This is a genomic window from Janthinobacterium rivuli (assembly GCF_009208735.1).
GTDB lineage: Bacteria > Pseudomonadota > Gammaproteobacteria > Burkholderiales > Burkholderiaceae_D > Janthinobacterium.
Genome location: NZ_WFLJ01000025.1, coordinates 1 through 16,625, shown reverse-complemented (window position 1 = coordinate 16,625; position 16,625 = coordinate 1). Strand labels below are relative to the sequence as shown.

At 64.4% G+C, this 16,625-nt stretch carries 14 protein-coding genes and 1 other RNA gene; 13 read left to right on the top strand and 2 right to left on the bottom strand.

Features of this window, described 5'->3' with window-relative positions:
- Positions 1 to 62: 62 nt before the first annotated feature.
- The 7 genes from GCN78_RS26420 to GCN78_RS26390 all read left to right on the top strand — a co-directional run bounded on the left by GCN78_RS26420 (position 63) and on the right by GCN78_RS26390 (position 8,767).
- Positions 63 to 647 (top strand): pilus assembly PilX family protein, encoded by a 585-nt coding sequence (locus GCN78_RS26420; RefSeq protein ID WP_264372700.1) that lies wholly within the window; start codon positions 63 to 65, stop codon positions 645 to 647.
- Positions 644 to 4,501, top strand: coding sequence for a pilus assembly protein (locus GCN78_RS26415; RefSeq protein ID WP_152254364.1), 3,858 nt, complete (start codon positions 644 to 646; stop codon positions 4,499 to 4,501). Before GCN78_RS26420 ends, GCN78_RS26415 begins: the two co-directional genes overlap by 4 nt.
- Before the next feature lie 88 nt (positions 4,502 to 4,589).
- Positions 4,590 to 5,090, top strand: coding sequence for a type IV pilin protein (locus GCN78_RS26410; RefSeq protein WP_152254363.1), 501 nt, complete (start codon positions 4,590 to 4,592; stop codon positions 5,088 to 5,090).
- 3 nt (positions 5,091 to 5,093) lie between these two features.
- On the top strand, positions 5,094 to 5,663 hold the full coding sequence (locus GCN78_RS26405) for a GspH/FimT family protein (RefSeq protein ID WP_226939835.1): 570 nt from the start codon (positions 5,094 to 5,096) through the stop codon (positions 5,661 to 5,663).
- 35 nt (positions 5,664 to 5,698) lie between these two features.
- Positions 5,699 to 6,799, top strand: coding sequence for a bifunctional diaminohydroxyphosphoribosylaminopyrimidine deaminase/5-amino-6-(5-phosphoribosylamino)uracil reductase RibD (gene ribD / locus GCN78_RS26400; protein ID WP_152254362.1), 1,101 nt, complete (start codon positions 5,699 to 5,701; stop codon positions 6,797 to 6,799).
- Between the two features lie 30 nt (positions 6,800 to 6,829).
- The gene (locus GCN78_RS26395; protein ID WP_152254361.1) at positions 6,830 to 7,465 is read left to right on the top strand and encodes a riboflavin synthase; all 636 of its coding nucleotides are present in this window, start codon (positions 6,830 to 6,832) and stop codon (positions 7,463 to 7,465) included.
- 102 nt (positions 7,466 to 7,567) lie between these two features.
- Positions 7,568 to 8,767 (top strand): hypothetical protein, encoded by a 1,200-nt coding sequence (locus GCN78_RS26390; protein ID WP_152254360.1) that lies wholly within the window; start codon positions 7,568 to 7,570, stop codon positions 8,765 to 8,767.
- On the opposite strand, the gene GCN78_RS26385 is transcribed toward GCN78_RS26390, so the two are convergent.
- The gene (locus tag GCN78_RS26385) at positions 8,764 to 9,189 is read right to left on the bottom strand and encodes an OsmC family protein (protein WP_152254359.1); all 426 of its coding nucleotides are present in this window, start codon (positions 9,187 to 9,189) and stop codon (positions 8,764 to 8,766) included. The two genes, GCN78_RS26390 and GCN78_RS26385, sit on opposite strands and share 4 nt — an antisense overlap.
- 357 nt (positions 9,190 to 9,546) lie before the next feature.
- Between GCN78_RS26385 and ribBA the strand changes: the two genes are divergently transcribed.
- The 3 genes from ribBA (at position 9,547) to nusB (ending at position 11,911) form a co-directional block, all read left to right on the top strand.
- Positions 9,547 to 10,668: a bifunctional 3,4-dihydroxy-2-butanone-4-phosphate synthase/GTP cyclohydrolase II gene (gene ribBA, locus GCN78_RS26380; RefSeq protein ID WP_096234479.1), complete on the top strand. Its 1,122-nt coding sequence runs from the start codon at positions 9,547 to 9,549 to the stop codon at positions 10,666 to 10,668.
- Between the two features lie 98 nt (positions 10,669 to 10,766).
- Positions 10,767 to 11,249, top strand: a complete 483-nt coding sequence (gene ribH, locus GCN78_RS26375) for a 6,7-dimethyl-8-ribityllumazine synthase (RefSeq protein WP_131689563.1) — start codon at positions 10,767 to 10,769, stop codon at positions 11,247 to 11,249.
- Between the two features lie 191 nt (positions 11,250 to 11,440).
- A complete protein-coding gene (gene nusB / locus GCN78_RS26370; protein WP_152254358.1) occupies positions 11,441 to 11,911 on the top strand; it encodes a transcription antitermination factor NusB in 471 nt (156 codons plus the stop codon).
- A gap of 222 nt (positions 11,912 to 12,133) precedes the next feature.
- Here the strand turns inward: nusB and GCN78_RS26365 are convergent, their stop codons facing one another.
- Positions 12,134 to 13,051: a transglycosylase SLT domain-containing protein gene (locus GCN78_RS26365; protein WP_413465241.1), complete on the bottom strand. Its 918-nt coding sequence runs from the start codon at positions 13,049 to 13,051 to the stop codon at positions 12,134 to 12,136.
- 479 nt (positions 13,052 to 13,530) lie between these two features.
- Between GCN78_RS26365 and ubiD the strand changes: the two genes are divergently transcribed.
- The 3 genes from ubiD to dnaX all read left to right on the top strand — a co-directional run.
- Positions 13,531 to 15,015, top strand: coding sequence for a 4-hydroxy-3-polyprenylbenzoate decarboxylase (ubiD, locus tag GCN78_RS26360; RefSeq protein WP_071654453.1), 1,485 nt, complete (start codon positions 13,531 to 13,533; stop codon positions 15,013 to 15,015).
- 122 nt (positions 15,016 to 15,137) lie between these two features.
- Positions 15,138 to 15,236: signal recognition particle sRNA small type (gene ffs / locus GCN78_RS26355), an RNA gene on the top strand.
- Between the two features lie 216 nt (positions 15,237 to 15,452).
- Positions 15,453 to 16,625: DNA polymerase III subunit gamma/tau (dnaX, locus tag GCN78_RS26350; protein WP_152254357.1), on the top strand; the 1,173-nt coding region annotated here is incomplete at its 3' end.

The window sequence follows — 16,625 nt, the reverse complement described above, 5'->3', positions numbered from 1 at the left end:
CGGGCGTCCGCTGTTGCATACCGTGGTGCTCACCTCGTGCCCGCCACGGTGGCGCCACCCTCGTGTATGTGCTGTGCCTGCTGGTGATCATCTTGTTGCTGGGCATATCGGCGGCGCAGATGGCCTTGCAGGGCGAAAAGGCGGCGCGCGGCGAGCGCGACCGGCAGATCGCGTTTCAGGCGGCGGAGGAGGCATTGGTGGATGCGCAGAACGATATCGAAGGATTGCCCGGCGCACCGGGACGCAGCGGCATCTTCGCACCAGGCAGTGCGGCAGGGTTCGCGGATGGCTGCGGCGAGGGAGGCGCGCTGGGTCTGTGCCTGCCCGCGGCCCCGGACGCGCCGGCGCTCTGGCTGAGCATGGACCTCGATGGCGCGCAAGCGAGCAGCCGGGCCGTGCCATATGGTCAGTTTACGGGCGCCGTCATGCAGACGGGGCAGGGTTTCCTGCCGTCGCGCCCACCCCGCTACCTCATCGAACTGCTGCCGTTTCACCCGCCCGGCGCGCAGGCCACGGCAGTGGCTGGCGGCCTGGCCACGCAAAGCTATGTGTACCGCATCACGGCCATGGGTTTTGGCGCACAGGAAAGCACGCAAGTCGTGCTGCAAATTTATTATCGCAAACAGGCGGCGGGAGCGGGGCCATGAGGGCGCTGGCGTCCGTCTGCTTGCTGCTGCTGGCTTGTCTGGCATGCGCCGCCGTCGCCGCCCCTCCCGCGGTGACGCTGGCGCGGGCCGACGCGGGCTTGCATGGCGCGAGGGTGCCGCCGAATCTGCTGCTCAACCTGTCTTTCACGCATGCGGCGGCCGCTGCCGCGCATGGCGGCGACTATGCGCCGCAGCGCGAGTACCTCGGCTACTTTCATGCGCGCATGTGCTACAGCTATCCGTACCGCAGCAAGGACGGCGTCATGCAGCCGGACTTGCGCGTAGCGACCGCTTACTTCTCCGTGCTGAAACCGGCCGATGCGCTGCACGGCTGCGGCGGCGATAGTTTTAGCGGCAACTTTCTCAACTGGGCCAGTACCAGCATGCTCGACATCGTGCGCTATGCGCTGACGGGCGGCGACCGCGTCGTCGACGAAGCGCGCAAGACGGTGCTGCAGCGCGCCTACCTGCCCGATGCCGGCGGCCCCATCGACTTCTTTGCCCACCCCGTCTTTTTCCCGCGCAAGGTCTTGCAAGCCGGCGTGGCGGCGGCGACGCCGTTTGCGCTGGCGCAACTGGCCATCATTTCCTGCCGCAACCGCCTGCTGTTCGGCGACGCCAGCTTGCCTCTGGCCGGCAATTGCGACGCGCCCGGTGCCGCCGCCAAGCACGGCGTATTCCTCGCGCGCGTGCGCGTGTGCGACGCTGATGAGGGGCCGCTGCGCGACGACTTGTGCCTGGCGTATGGCAAGAACTACAAGCCCGTGGGCGCCGTGCAGCGCCATGGCGGCAGGGTGCGGGTGGGCGTGTTTGCTCACCTGAATGGCGTGCCCGCCGGCGCCGGCCCCGTGTATGGCGGCGTGCTGCGCGCGCCGCTGGCCCACGTGGGGCGGCAACGCTGGGCGGCGCCCGACTATCTGCCGCAAGACAACGCCGACGTCGAGTGGCATCCCGCCACCGGCGTATATGTGGCGCCAACGGTGGCCCAAGCTGCGGGCCCTGGCGGCGGGGTGACCGCTTACATCAATGGCCTGGGCCGCGGCAATGCCGGGCATCCCGGCAGGTACGCCAGCGCGGCGCCAACGGCCGAATTGCTGTACGAATCGTTGCGCTACCTGCAGGGACGGCAAGCGAGCGCCGTGGTGCCGCCCGTCACGGCCCCTCCTGCCATTGACGACGGCTTGCCGGTGGTGATTGCGTGGAGCGACCCGCAAACGGCCAATTGCCAGCGCCACAGCATCGTCACCCTCGGCGATGCGGGCATGGCGGTCGACCGCTACGTGCCCGGCAATGTCCCGGCGACTCCCGCGTCAAATGGCGACCGTGCCCGCGCCGCCGATGGCTTTGCGTCGCCACCGTTGGACGCGATGGTCTGGACGCATGCGGTGGGCACCCTGGAAAGCGGCGGCGCGCAGGGCAATCCCGCGCCACGACCGGAACTGGCGGCGCTGGAATGGCTGGCCGAGGGGGCGGGCGGCGCCAGCTACCATGCGGCGGGCCTGGCCTACTGGTCGCATGTGCAGGCCCTGCGTCCGGGCGGCAAGAACGACGGTGTTGCAAGGGTCGAGCACTATGCGGGCGACTTGCGCCAGGGCGGCCCGGCCGGCGAATCAGCCGCCACTTCCGCCGCCACCCCCTTGTCACTGGTGGCCAAATATGGCGGCTTTCTCGATGCGAACGGCGACGCCACCCCCTTCAAGAGCATGTCGGGCAGCGCGCTGGAGGAGTGGAGCCCCGACGGCCGCTGGCCCGCCCATTACCTGCCCGGCAGCGATCCGGCCGCCTTGATCGGGGGATTGCGCGCGGCCTTTGCGGCCGCCGACAAGGGCACTGTGTCGGCGACGCTCGCCGGCCCGTCCCTGATGGCGCTGGACAGCGGCACGGAAGAAGCGTACTGGTTCCAGACGCGGATGCGCCTGGCCGATGGCGGCATGACCTTGTCGCGCACCGCGTTTGCGTTGGGCGCCGATGGCACACTGCTTCCCGGCAAGCTATCGTGGACTGCCGGTGGACAGGACAAGTCCGTGCCGGATGGCGCGCCCGCGCCCTTGCGCCCCGTCTACACGCTCGACGCCCAGGGCGCCCTGATGCCGCTGGCCTGGAGCCGTCTCAACGGGGAACAGCGCGGCGCCTTCGACGGCGGCGATGGACTGGGGGAAGCGCGCCTGGCGTATCTGCTGGGCCAGCGCACGCGCGAGGTGGGCCAGCCGGGTGGCTTCCTGCGGCGCCGGTCAGGCAGCCTGGGCGCGTCACCGTACGGCAATCTGTTGTACGTGGGCGCGCCGGGGCTGGGCATGCCGGGCGCCGGTTATGGCTTGCACCGCCAGGCCCAGCTGCAGCGGCGCAAAATGCTGTACCTGGGCGCCAACGATGGCTTGCTGCATGCGTTCGATGCGCGCACGGGCAGCGAAGCGTTTGCCTATCTGCCGCAAGCGCTGCTGCACACGGCGGCCGTCGCTGCGAGCACTCACTACAGTCCCGGGCCGCTGCTTGACGGCGCGGCGGCCACGGCGGAAGTGCTGGCGCTGGGACATTGGAAGACGGTGCTGGTGTCGGGCATGGGCGGCGGGGCGCAAGGCGTGTTCGCGCTCGACATCACCGACCCGGCGCGCTTCGCGCAAGACGGGGCGCTGTGGGAATTCACGGACCGCGACGACAAGCTGATGGGCAATGTGCGCGCGCCGCCCGCCTTTGCCCGCATCAACATGGGCGGCAAAGAGGGCGTACTGGCCTACCGCGATTTTGCCGTCGTCGCCAGTGGCTACAACAACCATGTGGACGACGGCAAGGACACGACGGCGCCTGCATCGGCCGCCGCCATCTTCCTGCTGGCGCTGGACAAGGCGCCCGGCGCGCCCTGGGTGTTGGGAAGTAATTACTTCCGCCTCAAGGTGCCCGTGGCCAGCGGCGGCGATGGCCATGAAAGCGATGGGGAGGCGGGCGCCGATGCCATCCCCCACGCGCTGGGCCCGCCCGCCGTGGTGCCGGGCGGCGACGGCGCGCTGGCGTATCTGTATGCGGGCGATTTGCAGGGCAACATCTGGCGCTTCGACATGGCGGGCGGTCCGCCGTGGAAGGATGGCGTGGGGCGCAAGCTCGTCTTTGTCGCGCGCAATGCGCAGGGCCGGCGCCAGCCCGTGACGCAGCAACTGAACGTGGCGTATGCGCCCGGCGGCGGTTATCTGCTGCTGTTCGGCACGGGCAAACTGGTCGAAGCGGCCGATACCTGGCCTGCCGCTTTCCTGTCGCAGTCGTTTTACGCCGTGCACGACGATGTGCGCAAGTCATCTCCCACGCGCAGCCGGGCCGACCTGGAACAGCGCAGCCTGGGCGAGGCGGCCGGTGGCGTGCGTGTCGACGGCGCCGAGCTGCGCTATACGGGCAGCGACGCCATGCGCGGCTGGTACCTCGATTTCCTTAATACCGCACAGACGGGCGAACGCAGCATCAACAGTCCCGTGCTGGCCGCCGGCAAGGTGCTGTTCAATACCGTCCTGCCCGGGCGTGACCCTTGCGCCAAGCCGGCCACGCGCCTGTACGTGCTCGATGTGCTGAGCGGCTTTGCCGCCGATGGCGCCGGTGTCGTGCAGGCGGGCGCGCAGACGGGGCGCTTGTTCGATGGCCTGGCGCGCGCGCCGCCGCTGGCGCTGGAATTGAACAGCACGGTGGGTGCCGCGACGGCGGCAGGGCGGGCAGAGGGGCGCAAGGAACTGGCCGTGCTGCAACCTGGCTTGCCCGGCGCGGCCAGCGGGGCAGGGCTCAAGGTTGTCAGCGCGCCGCTGCCGGCCCGGCGCCTCAGTTGGCGCGAAGTGGCGAACTGGCGCGAATTGCACGAGGCGGCCAAGAAAAAATAGGCGTGACTATGGGTGGTGTGCCGAAAGTTAACGCAACGAAGGCCGGTGCGGCGCATCGGCTGGCGCTTTTTGAAAAAGGGGAGGTTGCATGGGCGCGCTGGCAAGGCGGAACTGGGCCGCTGCAAACGGCGGCACCCCTGCCGTCACCCTGGGCTTCAGCCTGATCGAACTGCTGGCCGTGCTGGCGATCATGAGTCTGTTGCTGGCCTTGGCCGTGCCCGCTTATCACGCCCATATCGTGCGCGCCAAGCGGGTGCAGGGGCAGGCTGCCCTGCTGCGGCTGATGCAGCAGCAGGAGCGCTATTATTCGCAAAACAACCGCTATCTGGCCTTTTCCTCGGCGTCGCCGGCGCAGTTGGCGCAGCAGTTTCCATGGTGGTCCGGCGACGGGGGCGCGGCCGGCAGCGCGTATGAAATCGAGGCGCTGGCCTGTCCCGGCCTGGCGATCGGGCAATGCGTGCTGTTGCGCGCCATGCCGGGCACGTCCAAGGTCGATGCGCAGTTCCAGGATGCCGATTGCGGAGTCCTGTCCCTGAATAGCACGGGTCAGCGCGGCAGCAGCGGCCCGGCCAGCCATTGCTGGCCCTAAGCCATGAGCACGCGCAAGCATTCGGGCCGGACAGGGCACACCTTGCTCGAATTGCTGGCCGTGCTGGCGATGGCCGCGCTGTTGACGGCCGCCGCCATGCCCAGTCTGCAGCAGGTGCTGGCGCGTCAGCAGGTGCGCGCGGCGGCGACGGACTTGTTCTCGGCCATCGAATTGACACGGGCGCAGGCGATGGCGCGCGGGCAGCGCGTACTGTTGATGCCGGCCGGACCCGGTGGCATGGACTGGGGCACGGGCTGGCTGGTCTTTATCGACCGCAATGCCAACCTGGCCTTCGATGGCGATGATGAATTGCTGTTTCGCCAGGGACCGCTGCCGGCAGGCATCACGGCCCAGTTCGCGTTTTCCTCGGCCACGGCGCCGTTTTATATCGCCTACAATGGCGCAGGGCGCAGTTGCAGCGCGACCAATAGCCTGGCGGCGCGCTGGGGTACCTTGTCCCTGGCTTTGGGAAAGCAGGTGCGCCATATTAAAATCAACATGCTGGGGCGGGTGCGCGTGTGCGACCCGCAGCTGCAAGCGGCCAATTGCAGCGGCGTGGCCGACAGTTCGTAAGCCGACTCAGCTATCACTCACTCTCAAAGAAGCCCGTGGAAATACTCAACGATATCGATGGCATGCGCCTGGCGCTGGAATGGGCCGCGCGCGGTTTGTACACGACCTCGCCCAATCCCCGCATCGGCTGCGTGATCGTCAAGGATGGCCAGGTGATCGGCGCCGGCGTGACGCAGGCGGCCGGGCAGGATCATGCCGAAGTGCAAGCGCTGGCCAACGCGGCCGCGCGCGGCAACGACGTGCGCGGCGCCACGGCCTACGTCACCCTGGAGCCGTGCAATCACCATGGCCGCACGCCGCCCTGTTCCGATGCGCTCGTGCGCGCGGGGCTGGGACGCGTCGTGGCCGCCATGACGGACCCGAACCCGCTGGTGGCGGGGCAGGGACTGGCCAAGCTGCAAGCGGCCGGCATCGCCGTCACGACGGATGTGCTGGCCGACGAGGCATATGAAATGAATATCGGCTTCTTCTCGCGCATGCAGCGCGGCAAGCCATGGGTGCGCCTGAAAACGGCGGCCAGCCTGGATGGCATGACGGCTTTGCACAATGGCCAGAGTCAGTGGATCACGGGGCCGCAAGCGCGTGCCGACGGCCACGCCTGGCGCGCGCGCGCCTGCGCCATCCTGACGGGCATCGGCACCGTCAAGGCGGATGATCCGCAACTGAACGTGCGCGCCGTCGAGACGCCGCGCCAGCCGCGCCGCATCGTCGTCGACAGCCGGCTCGACATCAGCCTCGACGCGCGCATCCTGCAGGGCGGCGGCACGTGGATCGTCGCCGCCGTCGCCAACCCGGAAAAGGAGGCGCAGCTGCGCGCCCTGGGCGCGGAAGTCATCCTGTTGCCGAACGCGGCCGGCAAGGTCGACCTGGCCGCGCTGATGCTGGAACTGGGGCGCCGGCAAATCAATGAAGTCCACGTCGAGGCCGGTACCAGGCTGAACGGCTCGCTGATACGCGAAGGTTGCGTCGACGAGCTGCTGGTCTACCTGGCGCCCACCTTGCTGGGCGATGCGCAAGGCATGTTTGCCTTGCCCGCCTTGACGGATATCAAGCAGCAGCGCACTTTGCAATTTCACCAGGTTCAGCAAGTGGGCGAAGATGTGCGTATCCTTGCAAGATTCGCCCAGCGCAATTAATACTTTCATCATTTTTATAAGGTTAGCTCCATGTTTACAGGAATTGTTGCCGCCATTGGCAAGATTGAAACCGTGCAGCCGCTCGACGGCGGCCTCGATGCAGGCGTGCGCCTGAACATCCACGCAGGCGGCTTGCCGCTGGCCGACGTGGCCCTGGGCGATTCGATCGCCATCAATGGCGCCTGCATGACGGTGGTGGAAAAATCGGACACGGGCTTTGCCGTCGATGTCTCGCGCGAAAGCCTCAATTGCACCGTGGGCCTCGATACCACCACGGAAGTGAACCTGGAAAAAGCCCTGACCCTGGCCGAGCGCTTGGGCGGCCACCTGGTGTCCGGCCACGTCGACGGCCTGGGCACCGTGCGCAAGTTTGAAGCCGTGGGCGAATCGTGGGAACTGGTCGTCGAAGCGCCGCGCGAACTGGCGAAATACCTGGCCTTCAAGGGGTCCGTCGTCGTCAATGGCGTGTCCCTGACCGTCAACCGCGTGGAAGACCTGGGCGCGGGTGCCGCCGACGGTTGCCGCTTCTCGATCAACCTGATTCCGCACACGATCGCCATGACGACCTTGAAACACTTGACGGTTGGTGGCAAGGTCAACCTGGAAATCGACCTGATCGCCCGCTATGTCGAGCGCATGCTGTCCCTGGACAAGGCTGCCGCCTGATATAAGTAGAACTGGATACGGCAACACCTCCTCCTTGCCAGGCGTGTGTTGCTTTTCTTGCAGACGCGCATACTATGAAGCTTTCCGCAGGGGAGGCTGACCATGGACCCGATTTCGCGCGCAACCGTGCCCAACACCATTCCGGCCACGTCACGCGTGGGCGAGACCGCGCCGCTGGCGCCAGCGCTGCCCGTGCCGGCTTCCGGCGCGGCGGCGGCCCTTGCCATTGTGTCCTCGACACAGGTCGACCTCTCCCCGCTGGGCCAGTTCCTGTCCGGCGTGGCCTTGTCGCGCCGGCAATTGCTGGCCCTGCAGGGAGCCACGGACGAGGCCAGGGCGGCCACTACCCCCGTGAACGTCAATGACGACTTGCTGGCGCTGGCGCGGCAGCTGACGGAATCGTTCGCCCAGCTGCAAACGAGCGGCATCGATGCCAGCCAGCTGGCCACGGCCGGCGACACGCCGGGCAGCCTGGCGCAGCGCTACGATTTGCTGTCGGGCGATGGCACCACGAACACGGCGGCCGCGCTGGCGCAGGACGGCAACTTGCTGACCCAGGCGGGCCTGGCGCGCATCGGCATCGATTTGCGCAATGAAAATGTCGAACCGGTAACTTTGCAAGCCGCGTATGCGGCCGACAGCCGTGCCACGCTGGACGCCTTGCAGCAGGGAACGGACGTGCTGGCGCAGGTGGGCGCCGTGCTGGCTCGGCAGCAGGTCGCGCCGCTGGCGGCCGTGGTCGAAGCGGATTTGACGGGCGAAACATTGCCATCGAGCGCCGCGCAAGCCGCGCAGCCGCATGTCGTCGACGCGGCGCCGCCGCAAACGGCCGCTATTGCACAGCGGCAGCTGGAATTGCAGCAGCAGCTGGAAGCGGAAGAGCTGAATGTGGATCTGCAGGCGCAGCGGGCTGACAGCCAGCGCGTGGATGCCCTGCGCATCGACAGCGAACGCATGAATACCGAGCAACTGGCGCAGCAGGAGGAAGCCGCGCGCGCGGCCCAGGTGCAGGCGCGCGCGTCGCTGGGGCAAGCTGATGCGGGCCTGGCGACGGCGCAAGCCCCGCTGGCGCAGGACAATGCGCAGGCGCAGCAGCTGGCCGCACAGGCGGCGGGCATGGCCGTGCCGTTGCCGTCTTCGCAAGACCCGTCCGTGGCGGCGGCCATTGCCGCGTATAACCTGAACAATGCGGCCCTGAATCCCGGCTTGATGAACCGGCCATTGCCGGCCAGCGACTCGCGCCTGCCGCTGGTGGCGCCGGTCGCTCCCGTGGAACCCGTCAAGCCCGTGCCGAAAATCTAGGCCAGCAGGGTGGCGTCCAGGGTGATATTGGCTTTCAGCAGCTTCGATACGGGGCAGCCGGCCTTGGCCTTGGCCGTCAGTGCTTCGAATGTCGCCTGGTCGGCGCCCGGTATCTTCGCTTTCAGGACCAAATGGACGGCCGTGATGGCAAAGCCGTCGTCGACCTTGTCGAGGGTTACTTCGGCCGTCGTTTCCATCTTTTCCGCCGTCAGCCCCGCTTCGCCGAGGATCAGCGACAGGGCCATGGTGAAGCAGCCCGCGTGGGCGGCGCCGATCAATTCCTCGGGATTGGTGCCCGGTTTGCCTTCGAAGCGGCTGGCAAAGCCGTAGGGATATTCCTGCAAGGCGCCGCTGCGCGTGCTGATGGCGCCCTTGCCGTCCTTGATGCCGCCTGACCAGATGGCCGATCCGTTGGTTTTCATATTGCCGCTCCTGTGTGGGGTGTCGCCGCGAGTGGGGTGTCAGCGCCGTGGCGGTGACTGGCTGATCTTATGCTCTTTGCAAGACCGGCGGCGCGCGTTTTGGCGCCGCCGCCTGCGCTGGATCAGGGAAGCGTCGTGTTCCGGGGCAGACTGCGGCATCCGTGCCGCCAACCTGTCTTATTTCAGGTCTGCAAGCGCTAAATCCTTTAAAATAGCAGGTTATAAGAAAATTCCCGGAAATTCGCGGAATATTCGCGCGCGATGTTTCAGTTTCAGTTTCAGTTTTTAGTTTCACTAACAACGCCCGGCAAAACCGACGCGCAGCAGGTTTTGCCAGGCGTCCTATGAGGATGAACAATGTCTATATCCAGCACCGAAGAGATCGTCGCTGAATTGCGCGCCGGCCGCATGGTGATACTGGTCGATGAAGAAGACCGGGAAAATGAAGGCGATCTGGTGCTTGCCGCCGATTTCGTGACGCCTGAAGCCATCAATTTCATGATCACGCATGCGCGTGGCCTGGTCTGCCTGACCCTGACGGAAGAGCGTTGCGACGAGCTGAACCTGTCGATGATGACCTCGCGCAACGGCACGGCCTACGGCACCAACTTTACCGTGTCCATCGAAGCGGCCGAAGGCGTGACGACGGGCATTTCCGCCGCCGACCGAGCCAAGACCATCCAGGTGGCCGTGGCCAAGGGCACGCAGCCCAGCGACATCGTCCAGCCTGGCCATATCTTCCCGCTGAAAGCGCAAAAAGGCGGCGTGCTGATGCGCGCAGGCCATACGGAAGCCGGTTGCGACCTGACGGCCATGGCCGGCTTGACGCCCGCGTCCGTGATTTGCGAAATCATGAAGGACGACGGCACCATGGCGCGCCTGCCGGACTTGCTGGTGTTCGCCGAGCAGCATGGCTTGAAAATCGGCACGATTGCCGACCTGATTCATTACCGCAGCCAGACGGAGTCCCTGGTTGAGCGCGTTGCCGAGCGCACCTTGCACACGGCGCACGGCGAATTCCGCCTGATCGCGTTCCGCGACAAACCGAGCGCGTCGGCCCACCTTGCCCTCGTGCATGGCGACCTGGCGCCCGGCCTGGAAGCGCTGGTGCGCGTGCACCAGCCCGTTTCCCTGCTGGACGTGCTGGAAAGCGAAGCGACCACCCACTCGTGGACGGTGGCCGCCTCGATGGCCGCCATCAAGCAGTCCGAGCGGGGCGTGATGGTCTTGCTGAACTGTGGCGAGACGTCGAGCGAGCTGTTTGCCCAGTTCGCCGCACTGGACACGCCGCAAGCCAAGCCGAAAGGCCGCGCCGCCAGCATGGACTTGCGCAGCTATGGCATCGGTGCGCAAATCCTGCGCGACCTGGGCGTGAGCAAGATGCAATTGCTGGCCAGTCCCCGCAAGATGCCGTCGATGGCCGGTTTCGACCTGGAAGTAACGGGTTTTCAGTGCCATCCAGGCCAGACGCCTGACTAAATCGACTGCGCGTCGCGATTTTGTCAGACGTCGATGTGAGAGTAAACGATGGCGGCATGTGTGTGTCGCCCTGAACCACCAGATTAAAGAGGCATATGATGAGCGTAGGAACGTATGAAACCAATTTTGCCGGCGAAGGTTTGCGCGTCGGTATCGTCCAGGCACGATTCAATGAAATCGTCGGTGGTGGCTTGCTGTCGGCATGCCTGGAAGAGTTGAGCAAGCTGGGCGTGGCCGATGAAGATATCCTGCACGTGACCGTGCCGGGCGCCCTGGAAATCCCACTGATTCTGCAAAAAATGGCGGAAACCGAGCAATTCGACGCCCTGATCGCACTGGGCGCCGTGATTCGCGGCGAAACCTACCACTTCGAGCTGGTATCGAACGAATCGGGCGCAGGCATCACGCGCGTCGGTCTCGATTACGGCATCCCGATCGCCAACGCAGTGTTGACGACCGAAAACGACGAGCAGGCGGAAGTGCGCATGCTGGTCAAGGGAGCCGAAGCGGCACGCGTGGCAGTGGAAATGGCTAATCTGGCGCAAGCGCTGGAAGAGTTGCAGGAATCCGAGGAGGACTAGCCGTGTAGTGAACGTCCGATAAAACGCCCATAGCTGCGTTGCAAGCCCTCGCCGTACATTCGGGCTCGCGCCTTGCTCTGAGCATTTTCTCGAACGTTCTGACACGCGGTTGGCTGCGGCGCGTTGAAAAGCGCGCCGTGCTGCCTCGCCGGAATTTGTGGTGAACACGTACTTAAGAACAGGTAACAATCATGACTGAGAAAAATTTGCTCGCCAATCCCAGCAAAAACCGCACGCCGCGTCACCGCGCGCGCGAGTTTGCGCTGCAGGGCTTGTACCAGTGGCTGCTGAACAATGAAGACGCGACCACCGTCGTGAACAATATTCGCGCCGCGCATGGTTTCGACAAGGCCGATGGCGATCATTTCACGGTGCTGCTGTACGGCACCATCAAGGATTCGCTGGCGCTGCGCGACAGCATGGCACCCTTGATCGACCGCAACATCGCGGAACTGTCGCCGATCGAACACGGCATCCTGCTGATCGGCGCTTTCGAGCTGAAGAACAACATGGAAATTCCGTACCGCGTCGTCATCAACGAAGCGGTCGAGCTGGCCAAGTCGTTTGGCGGTATCGACGGCCACAAGTATGTGAACGGCGTGCTTGACAAGCTGGCAGTGAAATTCCGCGAGGAAGAAGTGGGCGCCAACAAGCGCAAGTAAGATAGCAGGTTATCCTGCGGCGAAGGCCGCAATGGATGCAAAAAGGGCAGACTGAAAAGTCTGCCCTTTTTGCTGTCGGAGTGATGTGCATTAACGCATCGGCGCCTCTTCAAACCGTAGCGAGCAAGCCCGATATCGGGTTGAGTAACGCAGCTGTACTGGAGTACAGCGAGTAACGCCGACCCGAGAGCGGGCTGCGCAGTAGGTTTGAAGAGCGCGTTGCTACAGGCCGGCGATCTCGTTGTGTGGCAGCACTTTGATGGTGATGCCGCTTTCCGGCGCAGGCGCCTTGACTGGCGCTGGCGTGTTCGATGCCATCACCGGCGTCGTGGTCGGCACGCGCTGGCCGGCGGACACTTGCTTGAGGCGGCGGTACTCGGCCAGCACGCGCGAGCCGTAGCCCGAGTCGGTGGCGAAGTTGGCGGCGCCCACGTAGGTTTTCAAGCCCGCTTCGACGGAACCGCCACGCGTGACGTAGTCTTTCAGGATCAGGGAGCCGACGCGGATGTTGGCGACCGGGTTCAGCGCCGCTTGCACGCCGCCCATTTCCTGGAAGCGCTCATGGTGCACTTTCGACATGACTTGCATCAAGCCTTGCGCGCCGACCGGGCTTTCCGCGAACGGGTTCAAGCCCGATTCGATGGCCATCACGGCCAGGATCAGCAGCGGATCCAGCTTGATTTCGCGGGCCGTCAGGTAAGCCGTCGAAACGAGCATATTGGTCGCGTCGTTGGCCACGCGGTAGCGCTTGGAGAGCCAGTTGGTGACCCATTGCTGCTGCTTTTGCGTGCCCAGCAAGGCTTTTTCTTCCTTGGTCAAAGGCGTTTCGCTGGCGGCGGCCGTTTGCACGGATGCGGGCGCTTCCATCAGTGCCGACAGGGCCGGCGCTTCGACGGCTTGCGCTTCTGCCATCGGCAGCGGGAACAGGCTGTGCGTCAGTTGCTTGCCCAGGTCCGGGCGGAACATCAGCAGGGCGATCAGTGCCAGGGCGGAAATGCCGAAGACTGTCAGTGTGTGTTGCGCTGTGGTCAATACGCCACGTGCCGAAATGGCTTGTGCGCGGGCGCGCAAACGCGCCAACGCTGGCTGTCCAGCCACGGTCGAAGCAGGCAAGGCTGCTTCAGTGCTACGATGAGTCATAGAGTTCCCCGAAATGTCGCGTCAACAGACAGCCCCTCCGCGGTCTCGCGGTGTTGTGGGTACTGCCAATGCCGTGCATCAGAAATATCATCGTTTCCGCCGCGTATGGATGCGTGCGAGAAACGCCGTCATTGCTTGCTTGAGCTGATCGGTCCCGTTTTTGGTATTGGATCAGTCGCAATACAACTTTTACCGGGGGTAAGGCAGACGCCTTTTGAAAACACTCCTTAAAATGTCATGTGGAGCCCCGACTCCGTGAATGAAAGAGAAACGCTAAAATCAAGCTCTGGGCCGGCGTGCTCTTTCAAGTTGGGCGAATTGTAGAAGCCGTTTTATATCAAGTCAATACTAACGAATCGTTTCTTTATTACTTTTATGTCTTACTTTTTGACTTGCATTGTGCCAAAAGCCAATAAAATCAATTACTTGGCATAGATCCTTCAGCAACGGCGTCCGACGTCAAAAAAAATTAAAAACACATGAAATATTCAGATTTGCGAGATTTTATTTCTCAACTGCAACAAATGGGTGAACTTAAGCCCATTTCGACCCCCATTTCACCGATTTTGGAGATGACGGAAGTGTGCGACCGCACCTTGCGCGCAGGCGGACCGGCCTTGTTGTTCAACAACCCGACGGGATACGACATGCCGGTGCTGGGCAATCTGTTCGGCACCACGCGCCGCGTGGCGCTGGGCATGGGCGCGGAAGACGTCAGCGAGTTGCGCAAGATCGGCCATGTGCTGGCGCGCCTGAAGGAGCCGGAGCCGCCGAAGGATTTCAAGGACTTGCTGGGACTCGGTTCCCTGGTGAAATCCGTGTGGGACATGTCGCCGAAGGAATTGCGCGGCGCGAAGTGCCAGGAAATCGTCTGGGAGGGTAACGACGTCGACCTGGCGCGCCTGCCGATCCAGCATTGCTGGCCAGGCGACGTCGCTCCCCTGATCACCTGGGGCCTGGTGATCACCAAGGGCCCGAACAAGAAGCGGCAAAACCTGGGCATCTACCGCCAGCAGGTACTGGGACGCAATAAAGTCATCATGCGCTGGCTGGCGCACCGGGGCGGGGCGCTGGACTTCCGCGAACACGCGATCCAGAGCAAGGGCAAGCCGTATCCGATCGCCGTCGCGCTGGGCGCCGATCCCGCTACTATATTAGGGGCCGTCACGCCGGTGCCGGACAGCCTGTCCGAATACCAGTTCGCCGGCTTGCTGCGCGGCAGCCGCACGGAGCTGGTGAAAGCCATCGGCAGCGAGCTGCGCGTGCCCGCGTCGGCCGAGATCGTGCTCGAAGGCCATATCTACCCGGACGAAAACCATCCGAGCGGCTACGAGCACGCGCTGGAAGGGCCATATGGCGACCACACGGGCTACTATAATGAGCAGGACAGTTTCCCCGTGTTTACGATCGACCGCATCACCATGCGCCGCGACCCGATCTACCACTCCACGTATACCGGCAAACCGCCGGACGAACCGGCCGTGCTGGGCCTGGCCCTGAATGAGGTGTTCGTGCCGCTGCTGCAAAAGCAGTTCAGCGAAATCACGGACTTCTATCTGCCGCCCGAAGGCTGCAGCTACCGCATGGCCGTGGTGCAGATCAAGAAGCAGTACGCGGGCCACGCCAAGCGCGTGATGTTCGGCGTGTGGAGCTTCCTGCGCCAGTTCATGTATACCAAGTTCATCGTCGTGGTCGACGAAGACGTCAATATCCGCGACTGGAAAGAGGTCATCTGGGCCATCACGACGCGGGTCGACCCGATCCGCGACACCACGCTGGTCGACAACACGCCCATCGATTACCTGGACTTCGCCTCGCCGGTCAGCGGCCTGGGCAGCAAGATGGGTATCGATGCGACGAATAAATGGCCGGGCGAAACGACGCGCGAGTGGGGCACGACGATCGCCATGACGCCGGAAGTGAAGGCCAGGGTGGATGGCATCTGGCAAGAGCTGGGTTTGTAGGGCAGCTGGGGTCAGACCCTCAACACCGCTGACGCAAAGGTCATTGCCAACTTGACCGGGGGTTTGACCCCGGATTTCAGCTTGCTTCCCCAATCTTGCGCAGGTCGGTTATAATTGTCCCCGGCGGGCCCCTGCGCATCGTGGCATGGCTAACCTGGTCAGGTCGGGAACGAAGCAGCCACGGCTATTAACCATGAGTGCCGCAGATCAGGCTCGCCTCCTTCGGGAAACAAACAGTAAAGCTGCCGTTGGCGGCTTTTTTGTTTTGCGGCGCTGTGTTTTGCCAGTCCGCATGCTTGCCTGATTTTCCAGAATGCCACTCTCCATGTTATACAATTGCTGCTTTGCCGCGTTTGCCATATTTGAATGTGGCCCGGCCATGAGGCTTGCGCCCGCCGCGCAGGATCACCCGCAAAATCGCATGGTAAAATCTCAGCATGTCCTATCAAGTCCTCGCCCGTAAATACCGCCCCAAGAATTTCGAGACGCTCGTCGGCCAGGAGCACGTCGTGCGCGCGCTCACGCATGCCTTGCACAGCGGCCGCTTGCACCACGCCTATCTGTTCACGGGCACGCGCGGCGTCGGCAAGACGACCCTGTCGCGCATCCTGGCCAAGTCGCTCAATTGCATCGGCCCCGATGGCACGGGCGGCATCACGGCCCAGCCCTGCGGCGTGTGCGAAGCGTGCACGGCGATCGACGCGGGACGCTTTGTCGACTATATCGAGATGGATGCGGCCTCGAACCGCGGCGTCGATGAAATGGCGCAGCTGCTGGAACAGGCGGTCTACGCGCCCAGCAATGCGCGCTTCAAGGTCTATATGATCGATGAGGTGCACATGCTGACGAACCACGCGTTCAATTCCATGCTGAAGACGCTGGAAGAGCCGCCCGAGCACGTCAAGTTCATCCTGGCGACGACGGACCCGCAAAAGATACCCGTGACCGTGCTGTCGCGCTGCCTGCAGTTCAACCTCAAGCAGATGCCGCCCGGCCACATCATCAGCCACCTGGACAATATCCTGGGGCAGGAAGGCATCGCCTTCGAACAGCCAGCCTTGCGCCTGCTGGCCCAGGGCGCCCACGGTTCCATGCGCGACGCGCTGTCGCTGACGGACCAGGCCATCGCGTACGCGGCCGGCGAAGTGACCCTCGATGCCGTGCAAGGCATGCTGGGCGCGCTCGACCAGTCGTATCTGGTGCGCCTGCTCGACGCGCTGGCGCAGCAGGATGGCGCCGACCTGCTAGCCGTGGCCGACGAAATGGCCTCGCGCAGCCTGTCCTACAATGGCGCCCTGCAGGACCTGGGCACCTTGTTGCACCGCATTGCGCTGGCGCAAACCGTGCCCGCCGCCTTGCCGCAGGATTTGCCGGAATACGCGGACATCGTGCGTCTGGCCGCCGCGTTTGACGCGGAAGAAGTGCAGCTGTTTTACCAGATCGCCGTGCATGGCCGCAACGAGCTGGGCCTGGCGCCCGATGAGTACGCGGGCTTCACCATGACCTTGCTGCGCATGCTGGCCTTTCGGCCCGGCATAGGCGGCGCCGACGGCGTGCCGGCGGCCGCACCCGCCGCCGCAACGGGTAACCGTCCGGCCGCCATGGCCGCC

What these genes read in the sequence shown, in the direction of transcription:
- GCN78_RS26415 (WP_152254364.1), top strand. Translation starts at nt 644, where the DNA reads ATGAGGGCGCTGGCGTCCGTCTGCTTGCTGCTGCTGGCTTGTCTGGCA.
- nusB (WP_152254358.1), top strand. Translation starts at nt 11,441, where the DNA reads ATGACTGAGAAAAATTTGCTCGCCAATCCCAGCAAAAACCGCACGCCG.
- GCN78_RS26395 (WP_152254361.1), top strand. Translation starts at nt 6,830, where the DNA reads ATGTTTACAGGAATTGTTGCCGCCATTGGCAAGATTGAAACCGTGCAG.
- GCN78_RS26365 (WP_413465241.1), bottom strand. Translation starts at nt 13,051, where the DNA reads ATGACTCATCGTAGCACTGAAGCAGCCTTGCCTGCTTCGACCGTGGCT.
- GCN78_RS26410 (WP_152254363.1), top strand. Translation starts at nt 4,590, where the DNA reads ATGGGCGCGCTGGCAAGGCGGAACTGGGCCGCTGCAAACGGCGGCACC.
- GCN78_RS26390 (WP_152254360.1), top strand. Translation starts at nt 7,568, where the DNA reads ATGGACCCGATTTCGCGCGCAACCGTGCCCAACACCATTCCGGCCACG.
- ribBA (WP_096234479.1), top strand. Translation starts at nt 9,547, where the DNA reads ATGTCTATATCCAGCACCGAAGAGATCGTCGCTGAATTGCGCGCCGGC.
- ribH (WP_131689563.1), top strand. Translation starts at nt 10,767, where the DNA reads ATGAGCGTAGGAACGTATGAAACCAATTTTGCCGGCGAAGGTTTGCGC.
- ubiD (WP_071654453.1), top strand. Translation starts at nt 13,531, where the DNA reads ATGAAATATTCAGATTTGCGAGATTTTATTTCTCAACTGCAACAAATG.
- GCN78_RS26405 (WP_226939835.1), top strand. Translation starts at nt 5,094, where the DNA reads ATGAGCACGCGCAAGCATTCGGGCCGGACAGGGCACACCTTGCTCGAA.
- GCN78_RS26385 (WP_152254359.1), bottom strand. Translation starts at nt 9,189, where the DNA reads ATGAAAACCAACGGATCGGCCATCTGGTCAGGCGGCATCAAGGACGGC.